The 23,983-nt window shown below is 59.0% G+C and carries 18 protein-coding genes; 10 read left to right on the top strand and 8 right to left on the bottom strand.

What is annotated here, in order from left to right; genetic code table 11:
• Position 1: 1 nt before the first annotated feature.
• The 3 genes from HHL09_RS23525 to HHL09_RS23515 all read right to left on the bottom strand — a co-directional run bounded on the left by HHL09_RS23525 (position 2) and on the right by HHL09_RS23515 (position 2,630).
• Entirely contained in the window at positions 2 to 1,255 is a 1,254-nt protein-coding gene (locus HHL09_RS23525; protein ID WP_169457114.1) for a hypothetical protein, read from the bottom strand.
• Between the two features lie 67 nt (positions 1,256 to 1,322).
• Positions 1,323 to 1,697, bottom strand: coding sequence for a hypothetical protein (locus HHL09_RS23520; protein WP_169457113.1), 375 nt, complete (start codon positions 1,695 to 1,697; stop codon positions 1,323 to 1,325).
• Between the two features lie 192 nt (positions 1,698 to 1,889).
• The gene (locus HHL09_RS23515) at positions 1,890 to 2,630 is read right to left on the bottom strand and encodes an SDR family NAD(P)-dependent oxidoreductase (RefSeq protein ID WP_169457112.1); all 741 of its coding nucleotides are present in this window, start codon (positions 2,628 to 2,630) and stop codon (positions 1,890 to 1,892) included.
• 92 nt (positions 2,631 to 2,722) lie between these two features.
• Here HHL09_RS23515 and HHL09_RS23510 point away from each other — a divergent pair, with 92 nt between their 5' ends.
• Positions 2,723 to 3,337 (top strand): TetR/AcrR family transcriptional regulator, encoded by a 615-nt coding sequence (locus HHL09_RS23510; RefSeq protein WP_169457111.1) that lies wholly within the window; start codon positions 2,723 to 2,725, stop codon positions 3,335 to 3,337.
• Positions 3,338 to 3,552: 215 nt separating this feature from the next.
• On the opposite strand, the gene HHL09_RS23505 is transcribed toward HHL09_RS23510, so the two are convergent.
• Entirely contained in the window at positions 3,553 to 4,740 is a 1,188-nt protein-coding gene (locus HHL09_RS23505) for a hypothetical protein (RefSeq protein ID WP_169457110.1), read from the bottom strand.
• Between the two features lie 167 nt (positions 4,741 to 4,907).
• Here HHL09_RS23505 and HHL09_RS23500 point away from each other — a divergent pair, with 167 nt between their 5' ends.
• The 3 genes from HHL09_RS23500 (at position 4,908) to HHL09_RS23490 (ending at position 11,918) form a co-directional block, all read left to right on the top strand.
• Positions 4,908 to 5,474, top strand: coding sequence for an ECF-type sigma factor (locus tag HHL09_RS23500; RefSeq protein WP_169457109.1), 567 nt, complete (start codon positions 4,908 to 4,910; stop codon positions 5,472 to 5,474).
• Positions 5,475 to 5,583: 109 nt separating this feature from the next.
• Positions 5,584 to 9,342 carry a serine/threonine protein kinase gene (locus HHL09_RS23495; protein ID WP_169457108.1) on the top strand — a complete coding sequence of 1,253 codons (3,759 nt, stop codon included), beginning with the start codon at positions 5,584 to 5,586 and terminating at the stop codon, positions 9,340 to 9,342.
• Between the two features lie 584 nt (positions 9,343 to 9,926).
• A complete protein-coding gene (locus HHL09_RS23490; protein WP_169457107.1) occupies positions 9,927 to 11,918 on the top strand; it encodes an ABC-F family ATP-binding cassette domain-containing protein in 1,992 nt (663 codons plus the stop codon).
• A 7-nt stretch (positions 11,919 to 11,925) separates the two neighbouring features.
• Here the strand turns inward: HHL09_RS23490 and HHL09_RS23485 are convergent, their stop codons facing one another.
• Positions 11,926 to 12,831, bottom strand: coding sequence for a LysR family transcriptional regulator (locus HHL09_RS23485; RefSeq protein WP_169457106.1), 906 nt, complete (start codon positions 12,829 to 12,831; stop codon positions 11,926 to 11,928).
• Positions 12,832 to 12,905: 74 nt separating this feature from the next.
• Here HHL09_RS23485 and HHL09_RS23480 point away from each other — a divergent pair, with 74 nt between their 5' ends.
• Genes HHL09_RS23480 through HHL09_RS23470 form a run of 3 tightly spaced genes read left to right on the top strand, consistent with a single transcriptional unit; the run spans position 12,906 to position 16,046 of the window.
• A complete protein-coding gene (locus HHL09_RS23480) occupies positions 12,906 to 14,900 on the top strand; it encodes an FUSC family protein (protein ID WP_169457105.1) in 1,995 nt (664 codons plus the stop codon).
• 2 nt (positions 14,901 to 14,902) lie between these two features.
• The gene (locus HHL09_RS23475) at positions 14,903 to 15,097 is read left to right on the top strand and encodes a DUF1656 domain-containing protein (protein WP_169457104.1); all 195 of its coding nucleotides are present in this window, start codon (positions 14,903 to 14,905) and stop codon (positions 15,095 to 15,097) included.
• A 13-nt stretch (positions 15,098 to 15,110) separates the two neighbouring features.
• Positions 15,111 to 16,046, top strand: coding sequence for an efflux RND transporter periplasmic adaptor subunit (locus tag HHL09_RS23470; protein WP_169457103.1), 936 nt, complete (start codon positions 15,111 to 15,113; stop codon positions 16,044 to 16,046).
• 9 nt (positions 16,047 to 16,055) lie between these two features.
• Here HHL09_RS23470 and HHL09_RS23465 read toward each other — a convergent pair whose 3' ends face one another.
• On the bottom strand, positions 16,056 to 17,606 hold the full coding sequence (locus HHL09_RS23465) for a SulP family inorganic anion transporter (protein WP_169457102.1): 1,551 nt from the start codon (positions 17,604 to 17,606) through the stop codon (positions 16,056 to 16,058).
• A gap of 308 nt (positions 17,607 to 17,914) precedes the next feature.
• A complete protein-coding gene (locus HHL09_RS23460; RefSeq protein WP_169457101.1) occupies positions 17,915 to 18,631 on the bottom strand; it encodes an outer membrane lipoprotein-sorting protein in 717 nt (238 codons plus the stop codon).
• Between the two features lie 181 nt (positions 18,632 to 18,812).
• On the opposite strand from HHL09_RS23460, the gene HHL09_RS23455 reads away from it, so the two are divergent.
• Together HHL09_RS23455 and HHL09_RS23450 are read left to right on the top strand one after the other, a co-directional pair.
• Positions 18,813 to 19,805, top strand: a complete 993-nt coding sequence (locus HHL09_RS23455) for a hypothetical protein (protein ID WP_169457100.1) — start codon at positions 18,813 to 18,815, stop codon at positions 19,803 to 19,805.
• Positions 19,806 to 19,877: 72 nt separating this feature from the next.
• Positions 19,878 to 20,639: a hypothetical protein gene (locus HHL09_RS23450; RefSeq protein WP_169457099.1), complete on the top strand. Its 762-nt coding sequence runs from the start codon at positions 19,878 to 19,880 to the stop codon at positions 20,637 to 20,639.
• 11 nt (positions 20,640 to 20,650) lie between these two features.
• On the opposite strand, the gene HHL09_RS23445 is transcribed toward HHL09_RS23450, so the two are convergent.
• Entirely contained in the window at positions 20,651 to 21,301 is a 651-nt protein-coding gene (locus HHL09_RS23445; protein ID WP_169457098.1) for a hypothetical protein, read from the bottom strand.
• Positions 21,302 to 21,471: 170 nt separating this feature from the next.
• Here HHL09_RS23445 and HHL09_RS23440 point away from each other — a divergent pair, with 170 nt between their 5' ends.
• Positions 21,472 to 23,850 carry a glycoside hydrolase family 97 N-terminal domain-containing protein gene (locus HHL09_RS23440; RefSeq protein ID WP_169457097.1) on the top strand — a complete coding sequence of 793 codons (2,379 nt, stop codon included), beginning with the start codon at positions 21,472 to 21,474 and terminating at the stop codon, positions 23,848 to 23,850.
• The last annotated feature ends 133 nt before the right edge of the window (positions 23,851 to 23,983 follow it).

Genomic DNA, 23,983 nt, shown 5'->3' with positions numbered 1-23,983 from the left:
TCTACTTCCACCCCTCCAGCGTCTCTTCCAGGATCGCCGAAATCCGCTTCCGCTCGGATTCCTTCAGCCAATCAAATCCCGGATCCTCGCCCGCCAGCGCCGCCTTCATTTTCGCGATCACCGCGGACTTCACCCTCGGTGGCAGCTCGCGAAAGGTCTTCGAGTAAATCATGTAAGAGCACCGGTTCTTGAACAGCCGGTCATAAAGCTGGAAATCCGCCAGCGAATCCCCGCGCGCGGTCCGCGGAAAGCGCGCGGTGAAAGCCTTCTGGAATTCCTCGTTCCCCTCCACGCCGTCGCCGAGCTCGGCTTCATCCTTGAAGAACATCCACGCCACGATCCGCTCCGCCATCCCGTCGGCCACCCGGCCCGCACTCCCTTGGTCCGGATCTCCGTTCGGGTCGATCGCCTTGGCCAGATAATGCGAGCGCCGGTACTGCATCGATGCCGCATTCATCAGGTTATGCATCTGGCATTGGTGCTCCAGCACCATCAGCGCCACGATGTCGCTCGTCGGACGCAGGTACTTCGAGACATCGATCTTCTCACGGAGGTCCGCCAGCTCGCTCATCCGCGGCTTGTTGTCGCTCTCGTCCTGCTCGTCGTAGGTGAAGTTCCCCAGGTGAGGCAACGAGCTCCGGCCGGTGATGTAGTAGCCGCCCCAACGCTCCGGGATCGGAGTCTCATGCGTCACATGCGTCGTCCCCTTCGCCAGCAGCGGATGGCCATCCGGATTCGGAAAAACGGATCGCACCAGCATCCCCGGCACACCCTCGGTGCGCGTGGTCCCATGGCAGGACATGCACAGGTTCGTATCCCGCTGGACCCCTGGTTTTCCTGCATCGTCATCATCGATCACATAAAAAACCGGACCCAGCGCCGGATCCTCCACGATCAGTTCGATCGCTCCGCCCGGCACATAGCCCACGTAGGCTTCCGTCGAAAAATAGAGCGCCCGCGGGTTCTTCGGGTGGATCAGGTGGTTCTGATGGCTCGTCTTGGAGAAAACCAGCGCTTGGGATTCCTCCGGCACATTCAGCTCCCGCAGCACGAAGCGCAGCCGCTCCAATCCCCTCACGCCGTCCAATTTCCGCGCTCCGGACGCAAGGTCAGCTGCTAGCTTCGCGATCGAATCCTGCGACTTCGTATCGGAATAGCGCAGCGGCGCCATGTCCCAAAAGTCGGCCTCACCGGATGCCATCTGCACCAGCGCCGGAATCAGCAACAACCACCTCACGCGGAAAGGAAACGGCATTCCCCCCCGATTTCCTACGCGTATTTTCGCGAAATCCGCCCCGCGCTTGCTCTCGCAGGGCGCTCTTTCAGTCCACTTCGATCCGGAAAAACGCCGTCGGATCCGGAGGACTGAACTCGAATTCGATGTCCCCCGCTCCACGAAGGGCGGCCACAGGTGTCGGCTGGCTCAGCAGAGGATCAAAACCCAGCGCCGCCGTTTGGGTTTCGGCAGCGTCGCTGAGGCCATCTTTATCCAGATCTCCGGGCAAGCCCAAGCGGTAGTAGGTCACGTTGCCTTCCGGGCTTGCCGCAATTTGGGCGACACCACGCTTCGCCTCTACGGCACCTGGACGCCGTTGGAATAACCCCACATCACCCACGCTGTCATCCAGCTTGAGCGCGAGATTGTGATCATAATCTGTCGCAATGGCGGTAACGCCGCGCTGGGTTGCTGGCGGCACGGGGAAGCTCTGAAAGATATTGGAGGTTACATGCCCCCGCTTGCCATCTCCGCCTCCCCGCTTCGCAAACCCCTTTGTCATCCGGAACCTCTTGCACCGGCTCGCTCTCCAGCCCGCATGCCACTACAAAAAGGCCGACCCTCCCCTAACAGGGAAGACCGGCCCTCGGAAAAATCCATTCGTCTAGCAGACTCAGGCGATCGCCCCACCATCCACCGTGATCGTCGTGCCGGTGATCTGCTTGCCTCCCGGCCCCGCGAGGAAAACCACAGCCGCCGCGATGTCCTCGGGCGTTCCATATTGCCCCAGCGACATCGCGCTCTTCTGCGCCGCGGCACCCTCACCGTCGGCCGGATTCATGTCTGTATCCGTCGATCCCGGCTGCACCAGGTTCACCGTGATCCCGCGCGATCCCAGTTCGCGGGACAGGCCTGCTGTTAGAGAACGCAGCGCGGACTTCGTCGCGGAGTAAACCGTCACCCCCCCAAAAGGAACTCGCTCGCCCAAGCCGCTGCCGATGCTGATGATCCGGCCGCCGTTGGAAAGATGAGGGATCGCCGCCTGGCTCGCCAGGATCACGCCCCTCACATTCACGTTCAACAGCGCATCGATGTCTTCCAGCGAGATCTCCTCGAAGCTGCCTTGGCGCGCGATCCCCGCGTTGTTCACCAGGATATCCAAACCGCCGAGTTTCTCCACCGTCTGCGAGATCGAGTCCCGGACCGCCTGCGGATCCGCACTGTTCGCCGCGAAGGCCACCGCCTTGCCACCGGCTGCCTCGATCTCCTTCACCACTTCCCCGGCCTTCTCGGCCGAGCGCTCGTAGGTGATCGCCACGCTTGCACCTTCCGCCGCCAACGCTTTCGCGATCGCCGCGCCGATGCCACGGCTCGCTCCCGTCACCAATGCCCGTTTGCCTTTCAGTGTGCTCATAAGATTTATGTAACGTTCGACACAAAAAGTTCATATCCGCTTGCCGGAGCCCGTCAACCGATTTATAGATTGATCGACACAAAAATCCCTTGATGACAGAGAAGACCAGCACCCGCGGACGTCCCCGTTCGTTCGATCGCACCGCCGCCCTCGAAGCGGCCACCCGGGTGTTTTGGCAAAAAGGCTTCACCGCCGCCTCCATGAATGACCTCTGCGAGGCCATGGGCATCGGCTCCCCCAGCCTCTACGCCGCCTTCGGCAGCAAGGAACAACTCTACATCGAAGCCATCCGCCACTACGGCAGCATGGGTGCCCCGCAACTCGGCCAGGCTCTCGAATCCGCTCCCACCGCCAGGCAGGGCATCGAAGCCTTCCTCCGCTTCTCCGCCCGCTCCCTCGCCTGCCCGGATCGCCCCCTCGGCTGCATGGTCGTCCTCTCCTCCGTCGCCAGCGAAGGCATCGCCGGGCTTTCCGAAATGATCCTCGAAGAGCGGAAGCGATCCCTGAAAATGGTCGAAGCCCGCCTCCGCCGCGGCATCCAGGAAGGCGATCTCCCCCGCGGCACCAACATCAAGGAACTCGCCCGCTTCTACGTCACCGTCCAGCAAGGCATGTCCATCCAAGCCCGCGACGGCACCCCCCCCAAGACCCTCGACGCCGTCGCCACCACCGCCATGCGCGCCTGGCCGACAGGGAGGACGGCTTGATATGATATTAAGAACCAAGTCCAGATCGCATAGCGATCTCCTTGAGCTTGGTACCTTTAGAGAAAAAGCACCCAAGGCCGGTCCCGAAACGTCGAGGCCATTCTCGGATGCTGATCATCTCGTTTTCCGACGAGATAAGAAAGAATTACGTTAGAGCCGGTTCTTTCACCTTCGCTACGAACTTCAGCCAGATTGAAGGTTATAGAGACTCCGTATCAGTTGATTCTGATGTAGTAATACACGGCCACGTTCTTTGGGCGCGTTTCTTCACCTCCAGCGGCCGTCGTTGTAGGGTTGGTTGTGAGTTTTTTTGCCTGAGAGTTTCCATCATTGAAGACACCACTTCCGTCTACCATCGCTTGCATCCAATTTTCTCCCAGCAACTTGTGATCGTGAGACTTAAATTCATCCCCTTGCATCTGTCCTGCCCGACGCAGGCTCCCATCTGGATCCTGATAGCCATCTGCACGTTGTAAGCCAGGCTCAAATTCATTGAGTCCCCGCAGGAACATTCCCCGTAGATCCGGTACAGCTCCCCCAATGATTTCACTATAGCGGGAGCCCGCGACCCGCCGTCCATCTGCAGGGACCCACCGAGATTTCGTTCCATCGAATCTTGAGGATTCGCCCGTAGCTTCTGCGTAGCGCTGAGGTGGAAGCATGGACGAAATGACAGAGCCGAGCGGAATTGCCGCAGCCAAAGCAAGTTTGGCAGGAGCATCCTTCTTGTAGGTTCCAACCCCCAAGCCACCACCTGCGCTGATTGTGACTGTTAAGTCAGTATCTCCATCCCTCAAGATCGTCGCTACGTGTGATCCCTGGGTTAGGGGATAGCCCTGCGGAAATAAAGTTGCCGTAGGAACCAATGGACTCGCTACTCGACCACCTACCACTGAAGTCGTGTATTCCGGAAGCGGATCTGGAGCCCCCGGAGGATGAATCCAAATAATTTCCAAGGTCACGGCTGAATCGGTCACCTCCCGCTCGATGATCGAAAATCCAAAACGCCCCCGTGCCATTTGGCAGTTGATCCATGCGCGAACCTGAGCCTCGCTAAGGCTGCTGCGGAAATATTCATGGGCTGACCGATTGTCGGCACGATATTCAATCTTTTTGAAGTAGGCACGGCGTCGTTCATCGAATTCCTTGAAAGATGCAGCGCCCTCCCCACCCAGCGGCACACCTTCGACCAAAATATTGAAGCTGCTGTTGAATTCCTTTTCATTCTTGCGCTGTTCCCAAGTATTTTCGTCTACCCTACTGAAGTATTCCATGCTGGAGAGATGATCCAAAGAGGCAACTTCGATACTGGGCAACAGAACGCTGTCACAAGGATCCTCCAAGGCAGAAGCGATCGAACATACTGCCGCCAACACAGCAGCTACAGATTTGGTGGTTTTCATATTGATTATCTTGTATTACAGGCCCATTCGCGATTGGTCGTGATTGACCCGCGACACCTGTTTCCTCCCAAGGCGCGAAATGCCGCCAAAATAGCTCACCAAATATCAGCAAAACGTATTCTATACACGAGGGCCGCTTCTAACAAAACAAACGAGAATCAAGAAATATGGATTCAGGTCCCCTAGATTCAGACGTGCCGGGAAAAACCACAGCGCAATTGTTGGAGCTGACCTACTCGGAATTGCGGGCGTTGGCTCAGAGCAAACTAAACGGCGAGAAGTCGGGACACACACTACAGGCAACGGCTCTCGTTCACGAAGTCTATTTACGCTTCTCGAAATCAGAGAGACCTTGGGCAAGTCGGCGGCACTTTTTCTTCGCAGCCGCAGAAGCAATGCGCAGAATCCTGATTGAGAATGCGCGCCGCAAGTCGACTCTACGAAGGAACGGGGGCATCCGCGTCACTCTGCTCGACGAAAGAGAGATTTCTAGCGAGGAAGCATCCGAATTGGTGGTTAAAGTTGATGCGGCACTTCAGGCACTGGAGAATCAGGACCCGAAAAAAGCACAACTCGTACGCTTGAGATTTTATGCGGGATTATCGTTAGAGGAGGCCGCAGATATTTCCGGATATTCACTGGCGACAGCGAAACGCCATTGGCAATATGCTCGGGCTTGGCTGCACCGATACATCACTGAGAATCATGACGTCGCAGAAAGCGAGGAGAACTGAGCCGTTCATTGTAGATTCCATGTTTTGCAGTCAGCGGTCGAGATTGAGCAACAGACTAAAATAAAGGCACCCGCCCTAATTCTCGGAATAGGCATTCCCCCCTCCCGACATGGTTTCCATTCCTTCCAAAGAATCTCAGGAACCCGATGAAGGCAGCCATGAGGAGGTATTATTCCACGAACTTCTGGAGATTCAGGACCCGGCAGAAAGAGCAGAGCGTTTGGCCTCGATCGAGGACCGTCGGCAACGCCGGGATCTCGAGTCTCTACTCGTCGTAGCCGATTCTCCGACAGCATGCCTGAGCCTTAGCGCGCCTGTGCTGATGGATATGAATGAGAGCGGAAACAATCTCGTCGGTGTCCGAATCGGCCGCTATGTCATTGAGTCCCTTATTGGGGAGGGAGGAATGGGAGTGGTCTACCAAGTACTTCAGGTGGAGCCCTTCGAAAGAAGAGCCGCGATGAAGATTGTTCACGGGGGCTTCGCTACCCCGGGAATCTTGGCTCGCTTCGAGAAAGAGCGGCAGATTCTCGCCAAGCTCCAGCATCCCAACATCGCGCAATTACACGACGCAGGCACCTTTTCCGCAGGAGCACCCTACTTCGTGATGGAGTTGGTGGACGGCTATCCCGTAACAAATTACTGTAGTAACGGATGCCTAGGGCTTGAGGATCGTCTACAGATCTTCGAGGACATTTGTTTGGCCATTCTGCATGCTCATCGCATGGGGGTTATACATTGCGATATCAAACCCGGCAATGTGCTGGTTGCAACGATCGCAGATCGCCCCGTCGCCAAGGTCATTGACTTCGGAATTGCTACAGCACTGAAGGAAGACTCACTTGCTAAAGCGAGCCGCACCTTGGCGGGCGGACTCCGGGGAACCCCCGAGTATATGAGCCCGGAGCAGTTAGCAAACGATCCGGCAAAGATCGACAACCGCACCGACATCTATTCCCTGGGTGTATTATTGTACGAAATAGTCACTGACTCATCGCCCTTCGCGTTGGAAGGAGCACTACCGGGCGAGTTGGACGAACTTTGCAGAAGAATAAAGGAACATGAGCCCGTGCCACCCTCGGCGAGAATGCGGTTCACTGGGAAAAATCCAGCCGTCCGGGCACGAGGGGATCTGGACAAGGTAATCCTAAAAGCTCTCGCGAAACAGCCCGAAGAGCGCTATCAAGACGTCGGTGATCTAATCGCCGACCTAGCGCTTTATCTGCGTAACGAGCCAGTAAAGGCAGCAGCACCAAGTGTGGCGAGACTAGTGCGAAGAACACTCAGACGGCATCGCATCATCCTCGTAGCGATTGCTGCGGCAATCGGTTCGGCCGCATTGGTAGGAGGCATGCGTATTTCACAGGCGCGCGCGGATGATCGAAGGCGCGAGCTTCTTGCCGAGCAGGTGCGGGCTTCAGAACTTAGGCAGTTGGTGATGAAGTGGCTGCCGGAGCTTGCCGATGCGAAGTGGGACGACTTCGGGTCTCCGAACGTTACCCAAGCACAACTGCTGCGGGATATCAGCGAGAAGAACCTGCCAACAAAACTTGCATTGGTGACGGCGGCGCTGGAAACCCCTGATGTCTACTCCAATTGGGCGATCCACGCGCCAATCATGATACAGACACTGGTCGGCTTTGATCCAGATGAGATAAAGCGGCAAGCGCTGTTGGAGGCATTGACCCCGAATAAGGCCACACGCTCCTCAAGCTGGCCCAGCGTATGGAGATCTCGTCTGTTCGATCGAAGATCGGGGGCAGCAGCAACACAACAACAGATTGCGGCATCGATCGATGAATTGGCAGGGACGAGCCGTCCGACTACGATCTTGGCTATATGTGAGAGCCTACTGCCATACAGCGAACAACTTGATGAGGGCGCGCGCGCATCGATAATGAACTCGCTCACTCAAACACTGCTTACCACGACAAAAGCGCAGTCCTATTTCGAATCATTACACCTTAATGCACAGCCTCAGGAGACACCACATGACATCATGCAGGACAAGGCGATGCGAGCAAGAATTCTCACCTGCTTTGAAGTCTTTTGCAATTCGCATGCAGCGCTACGAACCTTAGAGAGCATCACCTACAGCCCCCACGAGGAGCCCACCGACGTCCGGGACTTCCTTAATATTCTAGTGGGAGCATTGTCGGATGGAGAAATCAAACACCTCTTCGACAAGCTCCTTCGCGATCCGCTGGTCTCTAAGGCTGCAGTAGGGGTAGACAATGAAGAACTGGAGCAAGCATTTCAGGGCATCACGACGGTAGAATATTGGGATTTTGTTTTTTCCATCGTAGTTCTCAACTCGGCTGCAATACGTCAGCCAGAAGCGATGCGCCAAGAAATCGTCGAGATATCAATTCCCAGATGGCGGGGCAAGCAACGGACCCGATATACTCCTGAAACAATTTTTCAGTTGCTCGGCACCCTTAACAAAGAGGCTTTCGATGCGGCAGTGGATACCTACATCGACCTGCTAGAGAATCCAACCCAAGAGCTTGACCAAGATTTTTTTGACTTCCGGCCCGCCGAAAAAATTTCTACTTTGGTCCTGATAAATGGTCATCGCTTGGAGTCCGAACATCGCCGAAGGTTGGCTCTTCTGCTTCTCGGTAAGCGTTGGCATGAAGGATATGCTGATCTAGCAGGATTGGATGACCTGCAAGCGCTGGCCTTCTTGGCAAGCTCACTAGGTCCTACTGAGGTAGCGTCTGCCGTGGATATCTATTCGAAGTGGTATGCTGCGTATCGCGGCGTGAATGATTTTCAAGAGAAATATAGTCTAGCCAAGCTCCAAGATCTCCCCCTCGCAGAAGAATCCGAAGAATCGGAGAGATCGAAAAAATTTAAGCTGAGAGCGAAACTCCCTTCCAGGTTGGGAAGGATCTTCGCGGAGTTTTCTCGCAACATTGGGAAACAAACTATTCCCGAGTTCGTCGCCGCTGTGCGAAGAAATATCGAGAAATTCCCAACATTGCTCGACCGACAATACGCGGAAGCTATTGGCGTAGCTGCAACACGAATGGACGCCGACAAGCGACGTGAGCTCACTCGCTGGGTGATGACAGGAAAGTTCTTTCAACACCTCCAAGCGCTTATCGCAATGAAGGAGGCTGGCGAAAAACTTCCAAGAGGTAGCTATCAGCACTTGTTGTTCCAAGATCTCGGCAACTTCCTCCCCAATGAAGAAGGACCGCCACTGCTGGGTCTCCGCAAGGGCGACATGGTCGATTCAGGGATGATGGAGCTAAACGTTTACGCTGAAGTGCTTCAGGACGAGGACGCCAAGCAGCTTGTTGCCGAAATCATTAAATGGCTGCAGGGGCTGCATTCTAGAGACCTCAGGATGCCCCAAACCTCACAAGAACAAGAGGCCCTGTTGAAGGGGATGGTATCGTCCCTGTCGCCGCTATCGAAGCATATCGACTTGGTGAACGTTCCTGAGCGAGAGGGGCTAGCGGACCTGACGCTTACGGCCATCGGCTTGGCAATGAATCGATTCCAGGTCGAGAGCTGGATATATGACGAGCATCCTTATTCCGACTGTGTGGCTCTCCTAAAAGATACCTACGTCGAAATATTTAATGCAGTTTCCGCCGAGCAGCAAGGTAGTCTACGCCGGCGCCTATCGCATGCGATCCTCGACAGCACCAACCTGCGGGAAGTGGCTACATTGGTCGAGTTGCTAGGTGAAACTGCATCGGGAAATGGATTGAATGATCTGACTATTAAAATTCTCGAGCATCCATTTCTTATCGAGGACTTGGATCCGCTCATACAGAAGTGGGTGGGTATCGAAGCTGGAAGAAGATTCAAGTCTCGACGCGAGGTAGAGGAGTGGGTGAGCGAGAAGTTGTGATTTACCGTGTCTGCCAGCGCCCACCGCCAGCAACGCCGATCTTCAAAATCCAAACGGACGCGTCACCAGAGTAGTAGCCAAAGCCGGGGAATTCAGTCTTCTTCCCGCCAAGGAATAGCCACTTTCTAGGCTTATTCGGATTTTTCCCCATGCTTGGCGGCCCTGCCATTCATCTTTAGGCACGGCCCAGTTTGGAATCGCAGCGGGGCCCACAGAGGAAAGTAGCTACCCGACCTACTTCATGGGAGGATGAGGTCGATGTTCCTCCTCACACCAGTTCGAGATTCTCAGCCGAAATCGCATAACCGCAAAAGCCCGCCTTCCCATCCAACGCCCCACCCTACCCCTCGACGAAATCACACAAATCCCGCCTGTTAATTTTCCTGTTTTATCAGGCATAACTGGCGCCTATCCCTACCATTTTCCCGACAAAACGCATCAGCGCATTTCCGCAAATCCAACTCCCCTCCTCCTTAAAAACGGCTTTCCAACGCCCGGATCCCGGACTTCGATCTTCACCGCCCCTTCCTTGACCTCCGGCCTCCGGCCCGCAAGTCTCCGCGCCGCTTCGTCCGTCCGATTTCATGCTCACCGTCCAAAATCTCCGCGTCGAATACGGCGCCCGCGTCCTTTTCACCGATCTCACCTTCTCGGTGCAGCCGCGGGAACGCATTGCCTTCGCCGGTCACAATGGTGCCGGGAAATCGACCCTGATGAAGGCAATCGCAGGAATCGTGGAGGTTTCCGGCGGAAAAGTCGTCGTCCCCCGCAATGTCCGCGTCGGCTACCTTCCTCAGGAAGGCATCCACGTGAAGGGCATTTCCCTTTGGGATGAGACCATGCGCGCCTTCGGCGAAACGCTGGCCTTGCAGGAGAAGATCGACCGCCTTTCCGCGGAACTCGAAAAACTCGACCCCCGCTCCTCCCCTTACGGTGAGTTGCTGGAGGAAATCGGCGAGCTGGAGCTGAAGCTCGACGAGGCCGATCCGGCCCGCATGAAGCCAAAGGTCGAATCCGTTCTCCAAGGCCTCGGCTTCAGCAAGAGCGACTTCGAGCGCGATTGCGGCCACTTCTCGGGCGGCTGGCAGATGCGTATCGCGATGGCCAAGCTCTTCCTCCAGGAGCCCGAAGTCCTGCTGCTGGACGAACCGACTAACCACCTAGATATCGGCACCCAGCGCTGGGTGGAAAACTACTTGGTGAACTACCCGGGCGCCATCATCCTGATCTCCCACGACCGCGCCCTGCTGGACATGCTCTGCACCCGCACCTTGGCCTTCCACCACGGCCGCTGCGAAGAGTATTCCGGAAACTACAGCTACTACGAGACCGAGTTCGTCCTGCGCCGAGATATCCATGAGAAGCGCTACCTCGCACAGCAGCGCGAGATCTCTGAAATCCAGCGCTTCATTGATCGCTTCCGCGCCTCTGCCGCCAAGGCGGCGCTGGTTCAGTCCCGCGTGAAGATGCTCGAGAAGATCGAGCGCATCCCGGCCCCGGAATCCGCGGACGCCGTGATGAACTTCAAGTTCCCCGCTCCTCCCCAGAGCGGCAATCTCGTCGCGAAGCTGGAGAAGGTCTCGAAGAGCTACGGCTCCCTGCAGGTCTTCAAGAAATTCGACTTCGAGGTGAACCGCGGCGAACGCATCGCCATCGTCGGACCGAACGGTGCCGGCAAGTCCACCTTCTGCCGCATCATCACCGGCCAGGAATCACCGGATGAAGGCGCGCATGAGTTCGGCCTGCGCGTGGCCACATCCTTTTTCTCGCAGAACCACGCGGACGAGCTCGACCCGAATAAGACGGTGCTCGAAACCGTGGAAGAAGTGGCTAGCCGCGAAGCCGCACCCTTTGCCCGGAACCTGCTGGGCTGTTTCCTTTTCCGTGGTGACGACGTATTCAAGAAGGTCGGCGTGCTTTCCGGCGGTGAACGTTCCCGTGTCGCGCTGGTCCGCATGCTGGTTGCTCCAGCCAACTTCCTGATCCTGGACGAACCGACCAACCACCTCGACATGCAATCGCAGGAGGTGCTCATGAGGGCGCTGGCCGACTACGCCGGCACCGTGATGATCGTCTCGCACAACCGCGCCTTCCTCGATCCCGTGGTGCAGAAGACCCTCGAGTTCCGCCCCGGCGAGGACCCGCGCTTGTTCCAAGGAAACATCACCTACTATCTCGACAAGACCGCGGACGAGAAAGGTGGATCCACCCTTTCCTCCCGCGCTCACGCCGCCACCGTCGCCCACGAGGCGAAGAACGCAGCCACCGACAAGCCCGCCACGCTCAGCCGCAAGGACCAGAAGCGCATCGAGGCCGAGCAGCGCCAGCTCCGCACCCAGGTGCTCAAGCCCTTGGAAGATGAGATGGCCACGCTCGAAAAGCGAATCTCCGATCTCGAGACCGCCCAGGGCAATGCCACCGCCGATCTCTCGAAGCCGGAAGTCATCGCCTCCCCTGCGAAGTTCCGCCTCGTCAGCAATACCGTCGAGCAGGTCACCCAGAAACTCGAAGCCGCGATCTCCCGCTGGGAATCCCTGACCGAGGAGATCGAAGCCGTGAGGAAAAAGCTGACCTGAGCCAAGCTCAGCGACGCGCCCGCTTCTCGGAGCGGAGCAGCTTCAGGAAGCCAGCCAGCGCCGGGGACTCGTCATCCCTCCGGTAGGCAAAGGCGTGCTCGATCTTCGGGATGCCACCGACCAGCGGCTTCAGGATCAAGTGCGGCAGCGACAGCAGCAGGTTCGTATGCGAGAGCAACCCGATCCCCTCACCCAGCGCGGCCATCGCCAGGATGGCCGGCAGGCGGTCGGACTCATGGATGATCCGCGGTTGGAAGCCTTGGGCAGCACACGCATCGACAAAGCATTCCCGGAAGAACGGCGCGCTCTTCCGCGAGATCATGATCCACGGTTCTTCTGCCAGATCCTTCAGCCGGAGCTCGCTCCGCTTCGCCAGAGGATGCCCGGATCCCAGCAGCACCTTGTACTTCGGCACTCGCCACGGCAGGAACCCGATATCCTCGTCCGGAACATCCGGCGCGCTGGCGATGAACACGCCATCCATTTCACGGTTTCGCAGATGGCCCGCCACCGAATCGAGCGTCACCTCGTGCACCCGCACCTGAGAGCCCGGCATCTGCGTCCGGAACTTGCGGAGCACGCTGACGATCTCCTCATCCAGCAGCGCCCCCAGGAAGGCCACGTTGAAAATTTCCACCCGCCCGCTGCGCGCCAGCCGCAGCGAATCCGGAATTCGGTCCGTGTGCCGCAGCAACGATACCCCCTCTTCCAGAAAAACCCGCCCCTCCGGAGTGAGCTCCACCCGGTGGGTATTTCTCAGGAAAAGTTCCACTCCGAGCTTCTCCTCCAGCTTCTTGATCTGCCGCGAGAGCGGCGGCTGCGTCATGTTCAGGCGTCGCGCCGCCTTGGAAAAGCTAAGGCTCTCCGCCACGGCGACGAAGCACTCGATCTCGCGGATCTCGATCCGGTCCATGCACAAAAGGTATAACCATGAGACTTTAAACGCAATTCTGGCATCACGGCAGGAGTGGTATTCTTGCCGCGTCGATGTCCCCATCCCTCTCCGCTTCGCCTCTTCTGGCATGGCTCCGCATCCTTCCGACCCGGATCGATGCATGGCGGCAGCGCTGGCATGGCCTCGAATTCGCGGTCCAGGGAATGCTCGCCACCGCCTTGGCCTTCTATACCGCGATCATCTTTGACATCCGCACCCCCTATTCCGCGGCAGTGACGGTCTGGGTGGTGGCCAGCACCCGCCCCGGGCATGTTCTTTCAAAAAGCGCCTACCGACTTCTCGGCACCATGCTGGGCGGGGCCTTCGGGGTCTTCCTCATCGCGACCATGGATGCCATGCCGGTCCTTCTCTTCGGCTTGCTCTCGCTGTGGGTGGGCATCTGCACCGGGATCGGCAATCTCTTCCGCCACTTCCGGGCTTATGCCGGACTCCTCGCCGGTTACACCGCGGCCTTCGTCGTCGTCGGCGCCCAAGCTCACCACGATCAAGTGATGCTGGTCGCCCTGGACCGCACCGCGAGCATCATGATCGGCGTTCTCTCGATGTCCTTGGTCGCCGCACTTTCCGGCAGCAGGCGCTCCGCCAGCCAGATGGAGGAAAGCCTGCAACAGATCCACGCCCGCATCCTCGCCGCCGTTCCGTTCCGCTGGGATATGAAGCCGGAAGAGATCCTCTCATCGCGCCTCCGTCTCAGCCGTGAGTATAGCAGAACCGAAGCGCTGCTGGAGTATGCCCATCTCGAGACCCCCGAATTCCATCACCGGGTCCGCCGCCTCCGCGTTCTAACAGGACTCACCCTCGATCTCCTCGATGCCAGCCGTGTGGTCACCCATCAATGGCAGCAGCTCTCGGGATCCCCGGCCCTTCACGATCGCATCCGGGATTTCTTCACGGAGCTTTGTTCGATCCTCGCGCCCGCTTTCCAAACCCCGGATCGCCCCAACTTGCAGCAAGCATCCGCGGGGTTGGAGGAACTGCTCGCCCGGACCGAGGATCGCATCGCCATCTCCGAAGACGAGCATGCCGCGCGCGTGATCCTGCCCGTGATTCACCTGCTGCAGCCATGGATCAAACAGCTATCTCCCGAAGCACTGGATCGCACCAACCTCCGCGATCCCATCCAACCGGACTTCCGGAATGCACTCCGCCACGCCCTGCGGACCACTCTCGCCCTCGCCACCGCATGCACCTTCTGGGCAATCAGCGCATGGCAAGAGGGAGCGGGCTTCGTCATGCAATGCGCCGCGGTCTGCGCCCTTGCCTCAACCATGGAGCATCCGGCGAAGGGCGTCATCGCCATGACCTGGAGCATGCTGGCAGCAATCGTCGCCGGGTTTATCTGCAAGTTTCTCCTGCTTCCCCACGCGCGGGATCTCTTCACCATGCTGCTCTGCTTCGCGGCGGTCCTCATTCCGCTCGCATCTCTCACCGCGTCACGGCGTCCCACACTGGCAATCATCGGTGGGACAGCCGGAGTCTTCATCTTCGCCATGGTCCAGCCGGTGAATCACATGAGCTACGACGCGGCTCACTACCTCTCCTCATCCATCGGAGCCGTCTTCGGAACCATGATCAGCCTGCCGGTCTTCTCTCTGATCCTGCCCACCCGCCCCGGGAAGGAAGGCGGCCGGCTGCTCCGCCGCTTGTCCCGCTCCGCCAGGAAAGTGACCTCCGGCATCTTTACCCCATCCCTGCATGCCTGGCGCATGACCGCCCATGACCAACTGCGCCAGATGCAGGCGAACCCGGAAACCACGACGGATGAACTGCAGGGAGGACTGATCCAACTGGACCTCGGAACCCATCTCCTCGCGCTGCGGAAGCTGGCAAGGGACCTGCCATCTCCTGCTCCCGTTCTCACGGCCATCGCCACCGGCAGAATCAATGAGGAGGCTATCGCCCACTCTCTCCACGATATCCTTCGCGACGATGCTATCCAGCCGTCGCTCCGCTTCACCGTCGCAGCCTTGCTCGACGAAGTGCGCCGGCTTCTCGCCGCCCAAACTCCAGCCCGGAAATTCCCATGAACATGGAATCTGAAATCTTCGGCATCTACTTCTCGTCGATCGTGCCGCGTTTCCTCCTCTGCCTGGCCTTGTGGATCCCGCTTCACCAGATCTTCGCTGTCTTGCGGATCCAGCGCTGGGTCTATTTTCCCGCGCTCTTCCACCTCTCTATCTTCCTCATCCTGCTGGCAGGCCTGACCTTCCTCTGGAACCCCTGACCCGCATACGACCATGAAATCCCCGCTCCTTCGACAAATCATCCTGGGACTTCTGAGATGCGTGCTGACCCTCGCCGTCACTCTCGCCGGGGTCCACGCAGCGCGCTCGTGCTGGACGCACTACCGCACCGAACCTTGGACACGCGACGGCAGGGTGAATGCGGAGATCGTCCGCATCGTCCCGGAAGTCTCGGGAAAAATCGTCCAGCTCCATGCCAAGGACAACCAACTCGTGAACCGCGGCGACGTGCTCTTCACCATCGATACCGAAAGCCTCTCGCTCGCCCTGCGCGAAGCGGAAGCCACGTTGGCCACCCGGGAAGCCGATCTTTCCTTAAAAAAGGAACAGGCCGAGCGCCGGAAGACCCTCGCAAACGTGAAGGCGATTTCCGCCGAGGAACACAACAACGCGATTAGTGCCGTGGCCGTGGCCCAAGCCGCCGTCGATGCAGCAAGCGCGACCCGTGACTTGGCGAAGCTCAATCTGGAGCGCAGTACCGTGGTCTCACCCGTGAATGGCTACGTGACCAACCTCCACCTCCGCCAAGGCGACTACGCCACCGCCGGACAAGAACAACTCGCCATCATCGACCGCGATTCCTTCTGGATCGCCGGCTACTTCGAGGAGACCAAGCTCGCCGCGATCCACTCCGGCGACAGCGCGCAGATTGAGCTGATGGGAGGCTCGCGCCCGCTGACCGGCCACGTGGAAAGCATCGCCCGCGGCATCTCTGATGAAGCAATCACCGGGAAGGGCCTGGCCAACGTTGATCCTGTCTTCAACTGGGTCAGGCTCGCGCAGCGCATCCCAGTCCGCATCCAGCTGGACCAGCTTCCCGCCGATGTCTTCCTTTCTTCCGGCATGAGCTGCAACGTGAGAATCGTGAACTCCGACCCTAACAACACGACGGAGGAATCGAGCTTCGCCTACCTCTTTCCAAAGCGGTAAGCCTTACGGCTACGGAATCCTCGCCACCGAGTAATCCGGATCATCCTCGGCAATCTCCACTTCCATCAATGATCCGGCACGATCCAGCATCCGCCGGCAGTCCGGCGAGAGGTGCCGCAATTGAAGCGTTTTCCCGATCTTCCGGTATCGCTCGGCCAGCGCCTTGATCGCTTCCAATCCGGAAAGATCGCAGACCTTCGACTGCTGGAAATCGACAATCACCAGATCCGGATCCGCCATGGGGCGGAATTGATCGGCGAAGTTACGCACCGACCCGAAGTAGAGCAGCCCCTCCAGCCGGTAGACCCTCTCCTTCTCTGAATCCGCAGCTATCGTGAGCCGCACGTGCTTCGCGCTCTTCCACGCAAAGACCAGCGCGGACAGGACCACTCCGCTCATCACCGCGATCGCGAGATCCTTCCACACCGTGATTGCCGTGACTGCCACGATCACGAAGACATCGCTCAGCGGCACCTTCCCGATCGTCTTGAAGCTCGTCCACTCGAAGGTGGCGATCACGACCACGAACATTACCCCCGTAAGCGCGGCAATCGGGATGCGATCAATCAAGGGAGCACCCACCAGGATAAAGCTCAGCAGAGCGGTCGCTGCGAAGACGCCCGACATCCTGCCACGTCCTCCCGAGCCGATGTTGATCAGGCTTTCCCCCACCAGCGCACAGCCACCCATCCCTTTGAATGCTCCGGTCACCAGATTCGCGGCACCCAGCGCGATCGCCTCGCGGTTCCCCTTGCCCCGCGTGTCGGTGACCTCATCGATCAGTTGCAAGGTCATCAAGGTCTCGACCAAGCCCACCAGCGAAAGAATCACCGCATAAGGTGCGGTGAAACGGAAGGTCTCCCAATTGAGCGGAACCTGTGGCAGGTGGAGCGATGGCAGCGCACCCTGCACGCTGGAAAGATCCCCCACCGTCATCGTGGAAATCCCGAAGGCCGCCGCGATACTCACTCCGATGATCGCGACCAAGGACGAAGGCACCTTCTTGGTCAGACGGGGGAACAAATAAACAATCGCGATCGTAGCCGAACAAAGGCCCAGCATCGTCCACAGCGCTTGCCCCTGCAACCAATCTCCGACCACGGCCCCCTTGCGCTCACGGAACATCTTGAGCTGCGAAAGGAACACCACGATCGCCAGACCATTCACAAAGCCCATGATCACCGGATGCGGAACCAGCCGGATGAAGCGCCCGAGCTTCAGCACGCCGATCAGGATCTGGATCAGCCCCATCATCATCACGGTGAGCAGCAGGTATTCGAAACCCGCTCCATCGCCACCGCGCCGGTTCCCTTCCGCCACCAGAGCCACCATCACCACCGCCAGCGATCCCGCTGCGGACGAAATCATCCCGGGCCGGCCACCAAAGGCTGCGGTGATCAAGCAGATCATGAATCCCGCATACAAACCCGAGATCGGCGGCACGCCTGCCACAAAGGCGAAGGCAATCGATCCCGGCACCAGGGCCAGCGCGGTCGTCAGTCCCGCCAATGCGTCACCCTTCCAAGTGCCGCGCTTCTTCTGAAATAGATCTCTGAACATGTGCTTCCTGCAAAATCGTCGTCATTGAAAAACATCGTCGGCTCCGGACACGCCACGCACATGTCCTACATCTCCATGGGGAGCGGGCCTCAAATCACGAGCAAGCGGGAACCGTCGCCCGGCAAACAGGCGATTCCCCGGCTGATGTCTTCAAATGGGTTCCTTCCCCGCCACACAGGCAAAAGGGATGCAGGAATGGAAACAGGAAGGCTTCATCTAGCGGACAGAGCGCGGAGCAAGGCCACGGAGCTCCGGACGGTCAAGACGGAACTGGAAGGTGGTCCGCACAGTCCCTGTGCGGCCGCTCCTCACCGCCTTTTAAACTCCTTCGGTCCGCCCTGCGGCTTGTTAAAGCGCAGATAGGTCTTCGAGGTCACCCGCAGATCCGGGCTCAGGCTGTTCACCAGCATTTCCTTGATCGTGTAGCCCTTCCCATCCGGCAGCTTCATCACATCGTTCACTTGGAATTCCTTCAACGCCTTTCCCTTGAAGTCATGCGCGCGGATCTGCCAGAAGGCCCCGTATTTCTTGTGGACCCAGACATACACCACGCCGAAGGCGCCTTCCTTTCCCGGGTTGTTGATGCGGACACGGTAGCAATCCTCCCCGCGGATCTTTTCCTCACCCTCTAGCTGGGCGTTCGGCCAGTAGAGGAAGCGCAGGGTCAGGTCCTCATAGGTCACGTCCGTCCCCGCGATCCGCTGGGTCAGCTTGCTGGCCGGGAAGTCCTTGGTCGTCCCCTTGTCATCGACCACCGTCATCAGCTTCGCGCTCTCATCTCCCATCCGGATGTGGAAGCGGTCGGTGTCGCTCAGGTGGAACTGCATGTTGTTATTCCGTACGAAAAGGCTCACCGGCACATCGGCCTGCCCTTCCTTCTGAATCACCCCATTCAGGTCCATCTGTTGGAGCGTGGCGGAAAGCCGGATCCCCCGGATCATCGCGTTCGCGTCCGGTGCTTGGGCATGGAGCGGAGCGATGATTGCGGCGGAAGCGAGCAGGAAGGCGGGAAAAACGGGTTTCATGTCGGCGACTCAAAATGGCCCGGACTGAGCTTGCACGCAAGCCCGGGACAGGATTCGCAAAAAGAGCGCCCCCAATGACCCGGATTTTTCAAATTCCTGCCATTAGGTGCTTGATGCGACCTGCGACGCCGAAGTGGAATTCGGCCCACAGCGACTCCCCATCGCATCCAAAATCACCCACATGAGCCTTCGCACGCAGCTTACGGACATTCTCCCCCCCCTCCTGCCGAGCAACCCCTCGGAGGCTATCAAGGGAACCGAGCTGATCCGCCTCGCCCGCTTGCAGTTGAATGGTGCCTATTCGGACGCCTCCCTGCGCTATCATTTCTCCATCATGTCCTGCGATCCGGCTTCGCCGATCGCCAAGGTGGAAAAGGGCCAAGGCTACTACCGCCGCACCGCGCCGGTGCCGGCTCTGACCGGTGCCCAGGAACTGCTTGCCCTCAGCCACGGACGGCTGGACGAGTTCGGCTCCGACCACGAAGCCGTCGACCTCGCACTGGAGCGCCTGCGGAAATTCCGTGCGGTGGTGACTCGCTACTACGAGGTAAACGGTCGTTTCCCCTTCACTTTCCGCCAAGCTTTCTCCCAAGGCGCGCCTCTGGGAAATCTGTGGAAATTCCCGGAAGTGGTTCTTGTTGATTGGGAGACAGGTGATGCACCCGACGAAGAATTGGCCCTCGACGCCGGCATGCTGGCGCTCAAGCAGCGCCTCGGCCTCGCCCCCTTCCGCCTTCACGCCGCGCGCCTCCGGATCCAGCCCTCGCTCGATAGCTTCCGAGAGGATTTTTTCCAAGCCCTGTCCGCTTCCAACTGGTCGCAGGGTGGCGAATTGCTCTACGCAGCCCCGATCGAGGACGAAGCGCTGGCCGACGGCCTCCGCCGCCTGAACGCCACCTTCGGCGTCGGCGTCATGTCCTTCGGCCTGACCGCTCAGGCGCTGGATGACCTGCCGCGCCCGGCCAATATCCTCAATGCCCACCCGAAGGAAACCCAGGCACTGATGGACCGCTTGGACATCAACCGGATCGCCGCCCCGCACTCCCGCCAGCATATCGACTGGCAGGCGCTCGACGGTCTCCGCCGGGAGAGCCCGGAAGTCAGCCACCTCATCAACTGGCTGACCTCCTGCATCGACAAGGGCCGCGCCGAGCCGCACCGCGAGGAAGCCTGATCCTACCGTTTGCGACCCGATCCGATTCCCCTTGGCCCGGACCGCTCCGGCGGCCCATTCTTTCCGGCACCGATGTCTGGAGCGCCCGTCAATGTGATCTGCATGAAGTGGGGGAAGCGATACCCCGCCCGCTACGTCAATATCCTGTACCGCTCCATCGGCAGGAACCTGTCGCGGCCCTTCCGTTTCGTCTGCCTGACCGATGACCCCGCCGGTTTCGTCGAGGGAATCGAAACGCATCCTTTCCCGGAGAATCCGGGTATCACTCAGGCGAAGTGGCCGAATGTTTTCCTGAAGCTGGTGATGACCCGCGATGGCTTCGCGAACTTGGAAGGGCCCACCCTTTTCCTCGATCTGGATCTGGTGATCCTGGATTCGATCGACTGCTTCTTCGACTACCAGCCGGGGAAGAACTGCATCATCCACAATTGGATCGAGCGCCGGAAGCAGATCCTCCGCCCGCGCCCGGACATCGGGAACTCTTCCATCTTCCGCTTCGAGGCCGGAAAGTCCCAATACATCTACGATACCTTTATCCGCGAGATGGACCGGGCCCAAGACCGCTCGATCTTCCAGACCGAGCAGGCCTTCCTCACCTATGCGATGAAGGAGCGCTACTGGTGGCCGGAGAAGTGGGTGCGCAGCTTCAAATACAACTGCCGCCCCGCGTTCCCTCTGAATCTGATCTCGGCTCCAAAGAAGCCCGAAGGCGCAAAGTTTTTGGTTTTCCACGGCAAGCCGGATCCGCCGGACGCCGTGGACGGGATCTCCACCGGGAAGATCCACCACCGCGTGCTCCCCGCACCATGGGTCGCGGAGTATTGGAAGGAGTGAGATCGCTTATCTCACTTCTCCGCTTCCACCTTGATCTCCTCCACCAGCTTCTCCGAAGTCCCGGGGAAGACCTTGTCGATCACCCACATCACGGCTTCGCCGCCGTGACCGATCTTTGACTCGGCGCTGGCGACGACAGAGAGGATCAGCATGCGGGTGGCTTCTTCCTGATCCTGCGCGTTGAAGTTCGCGATCCGGCCCTTCAGCTTCTCCAGATATGCCTTCTGCTCTGGAGCCAGGTCCGGCAGCGCGAGCGTCTCGGTGAGCTTACGCTGCGCAGCCTCCGTTCCCTGCTCCGCGCGGATCTTCATGAGTTCCACGGTGTCGCCGACCAGCTTGGTATCGAGAAACTTGTCTACGGAGCCGCTAAGCTTTTCCGCAGCAGCGTAGTCACCGTTCTCAAGGGCTACCTTTACCTGCTCCACCTCCCCTCTCAGCTTGTCGAGATTCAGCGTGCCTAGGGCACTCTTCGCTTTCTCTGCGTACTCCCTGCCGGACTTCATCAGCTCTGTGTCCTCGATCGTTGCCTTGAGCTCCTGCTTCACCTGCTCCTTCGCCCGCTCCAGCGCGGCATCGGCGGTATTTCCCGCTGCCTCCTTGATTTTATCGCAGGAAGCGAGCGGAAGAACGGCGGCGAAAACGAAAAGGTGGAATGCTTTCATCGGATGAATGCGGAAAAATCGATTCCCGATCATGCCGGGGATCGACCGGTTGACGATTGGAAAGGCGGAGGAATTGTCGAATCGGCCACCTACCCGCCCGGGGTGCTTCACTCCATCGGGGGATGCGTCTTTTCGACTGATCAGGAACAATTGTCGCGACGCCCATCTCCATGACCCCGAGAACCCATCACCTGCTCCTATGCCTTCTCGCCCTGCCATCCTTGATCCGCGCGGAAGAAAGCGCATGGCTGGACGACTACGACGTGAACGAGATCGTTACCGGCTTCGGCAGCGCGCGGAAGAACCGATCGATGGAGAACAAGCCCCTGACGATCTCCGGGAAGGGCTTCGAGCGCGGCGTGGGCACTCATGCGCCCAGCCAGGCATATTTTCTCAATGAAGGAGCTGCGGCACTGAAGTTCGAAGCCACCGTGGGAGTGGACGATTCGACCGATGGCGCGGGCTCGGTGGCCTTCCAGGTCCTCGTGGATGACAAGGTCATCCACGACACCGGTGTCATCCGGAAAGGCGAGGCCGCGAAACAGATCTCGGTGGATCTGACGGGAAAGAAGATCATCGAACTCCGCGTGACCGATGGCGGAGACGGAAAGAACTACGATCACGCCGATTGGGCCGAGGCACGCTTCATCTATAACGGGAAGACACCGGTAATGTCGCCCCGCTGGGCCATGGAGCTGCCACACTACACCGGCGGCACGGAGCTGAAGCCTCGCGATGCCGGAAAGACCACCACCTTGCAAAGTCCCGATGGCAAGATCGGAGCCCTCCTCTTCGTCGATCACTCCGGCCGGCTTTCCTTGAGCGCCTCCATGGGCGACAAGGAGCTTCTCTCCCCCTCGCCTCTCGGTGTCACCGTGGATGGCTTGGATCTCGGAGAAAATGCTGAGCTCCGGGACTCCGAGAGCTACGCCACGGATGCCACCTATCCTTGGATCGGCAACACCGCTTCCCTGCGTGATCACGGCAAGGGTTTGAAGGTCCAGATTCGCTCAAAGGGTCTCGACCAGCCATGGACTCTCGAACTCCGCGCCTATGATGACGGCATCGCGTGGCGCTACCTGATCCCCGGCAAGGGCAAACGGAAGGTAGGCGGCGAAGCGACCTCCTTTATCCTGCCGGAGGGTTCGAACTACTGGAGTCATCATAATACCGCGAACTACGAGGCGAACTACCTGCACTTCTCCACTGATGACCACTCCCCCGCCCGCCAAATCACCATGCCGGTGACCGTGGAGCTGAAGGACGGCGGCTATGCCTCCATCACGGAGGCGAACATGTTCGGCTACAGCGGCATGACCCTGGGACCACGCGGCCGGGTGCTGAACGGGATCTTCGAAGACGATTCGAAGGGCTGGACCATGGACGGTGAGATCAGCACCCCCTGGCGCATCGTCATCGCAGCCCAAGACCTGACGGCTTTGGTGAACCAGAGCATCGTCTACAATGTCTCTCCTCCGCCCGATCCCAAGCTCTTCCCGAATGGAGTGAAGGAAGACTGGATCAAACCCGGACGCTCCTTCTGGACCTGGGGCTTCGGCCAATGGGACACCGCTCAGTGGGACCGCATCATGGGCTACGTGGACGATGCCGCGAAGCTGAACTGCCAGTACTATGTGATCGATGACCCGTGGCGCGAGCCGAAGATGGGCTGGCATCGCAATGGTAAGGACGAGTGGGCCAGCCTGAAGGAGGTCTGTGCCTACGCGGCGAAGAAGAAAGTGAAGATCATGGTCTGGGAGCACTGGGAGCGACTCAAGGAACCATCCAAGCGCGAGGAGTTTTTTGAAAAGGTCGCGAAGGCCGGAGCTGTGGGCGTGAAGATCGACTTCATGGACAGCGAGAGCCAGGAGCGCCTCGCCTTTTTCAAGTCCTGCCTGGAACTCGGCGCGAAGCACCACATCCTGATCAACTTTCACGGCGCGAACAAACCCGCCGGCGAAGAGCGCACCTGGCCACACTGGATGACCCGCGAGGCGATCTTTGGAATGGAGCAAGGGGGTAACATCGCCCGCTCACATTTGGCAGCCCTTCCATTCACGCGACTGGTCACCGGACCCGGTGACTTTACCCCGACGGTCTTCCGCCCCGGCCCGATGGGCAAGACTACCGCAGGCTCACAGATGGCTACGGCCGTGGCCTACAACTCCCCGATCAATCATTGGGCGGATAGCGCGGAAGCTTATCTCGCGCAGCCGGAGGAAGTCGTCAGCTTTATCCGCACCAAACCGGTGACTTGGGATGAAACCCGCGTGCTGCCCGCCAGCAAGATCGGCGAACTGGCCGTGATCGCCCGGAGGTTCGGCACCCAGTGGTGGATCGGCGGTATCAACGGCAGCGACGAGGTGAAGACCTATGAACTCGATCCCGGCCTGCTTGCCCAAGGAGAATGCGACACGATTCGCTTTGCCGATGTCGCCGGCGACAAGACGAAGCTGGAAATTACCAAGGGCAGCATGAAACCGGAGGAAAAGCTGGCCCTGACCATGCAGCCGGGCGGTGGTTTCGTGGTGATCCTGCGAAAGAAGTAGCGCTGCTTTTCAAGCCGAGCCAAGTCCCCGGCTTTATCGCCGGAGCAGGCAGTAGAACGATCCCCGCCATCGGCGTAAAACGCGCCGATGGGGAACGCTTACGCACGACATCTCACTGGATCAAAATCAGGGT

Source organism: Luteolibacter luteus (genome assembly GCF_012913485.1).
Lineage (GTDB): Bacteria > Verrucomicrobiota > Verrucomicrobiia > Verrucomicrobiales > Akkermansiaceae > Haloferula > Haloferula lutea.
Note: the sequence above shows the minus strand (reverse complement) of the source record. Positions and strands in the feature narration are given on the sequence as shown.

Excerpts from the sequence above, each read along its gene's own strand:
- HHL09_RS23485 (WP_169457106.1), bottom strand. The coding sequence starts at position 12,831 with ATGGACCGGATCGAGATCCGCGAGATCGAGTGCTTCGTCGCCGTGGCG.
- HHL09_RS23490 (WP_169457107.1), top strand. The coding sequence starts at position 9,927 with ATGCTCACCGTCCAAAATCTCCGCGTCGAATACGGCGCCCGCGTCCTT.
- HHL09_RS23465 (WP_169457102.1), bottom strand. The coding sequence starts at position 17,606 with ATGTTCAGAGATCTATTTCAGAAGAAGCGCGGCACTTGGAAGGGTGAC.
- HHL09_RS23495 (WP_169457108.1), top strand. The coding sequence starts at position 5,584 with ATGGTTTCCATTCCTTCCAAAGAATCTCAGGAACCCGATGAAGGCAGC.
- HHL09_RS23480 (WP_169457105.1), top strand. The coding sequence starts at position 12,906 with ATGTCCCCATCCCTCTCCGCTTCGCCTCTTCTGGCATGGCTCCGCATC.
- HHL09_RS23475 (WP_169457104.1), top strand. The coding sequence starts at position 14,903 with ATGGAATCTGAAATCTTCGGCATCTACTTCTCGTCGATCGTGCCGCGT.
- HHL09_RS23510 (WP_169457111.1), top strand. The coding sequence starts at position 2,723 with ATGACAGAGAAGACCAGCACCCGCGGACGTCCCCGTTCGTTCGATCGC.
- HHL09_RS23505 (WP_169457110.1), bottom strand. The coding sequence starts at position 4,740 with ATGAAAACCACCAAATCTGTAGCTGCTGTGTTGGCGGCAGTATGTTCG.
- HHL09_RS23445 (WP_169457098.1), bottom strand. The coding sequence starts at position 21,301 with ATGAAAGCATTCCACCTTTTCGTTTTCGCCGCCGTTCTTCCGCTCGCT.
- HHL09_RS23460 (WP_169457101.1), bottom strand. The coding sequence starts at position 18,631 with ATGAAACCCGTTTTTCCCGCCTTCCTGCTCGCTTCCGCCGCAATCATC.
- HHL09_RS23455 (WP_169457100.1), top strand. The coding sequence starts at position 18,813 with ATGAGCCTTCGCACGCAGCTTACGGACATTCTCCCCCCCCTCCTGCCG.
- HHL09_RS23515 (WP_169457112.1), bottom strand. The coding sequence starts at position 2,630 with ATGAGCACACTGAAAGGCAAACGGGCATTGGTGACGGGAGCGAGCCGT.
- HHL09_RS23470 (WP_169457103.1), top strand. The coding sequence starts at position 15,111 with ATGAAATCCCCGCTCCTTCGACAAATCATCCTGGGACTTCTGAGATGC.
- HHL09_RS23440 (WP_169457097.1), top strand. The coding sequence starts at position 21,472 with ATGACCCCGAGAACCCATCACCTGCTCCTATGCCTTCTCGCCCTGCCA.
- HHL09_RS23525 (WP_169457114.1), bottom strand. The coding sequence starts at position 1,255 with ATGCCGTTTCCTTTCCGCGTGAGGTGGTTGTTGCTGATTCCGGCGCTG.
- HHL09_RS23500 (WP_169457109.1), top strand. The coding sequence starts at position 4,908 with ATGGATTCAGGTCCCCTAGATTCAGACGTGCCGGGAAAAACCACAGCG.
- HHL09_RS23450 (WP_169457099.1), top strand. The coding sequence starts at position 19,878 with ATGTCTGGAGCGCCCGTCAATGTGATCTGCATGAAGTGGGGGAAGCGA.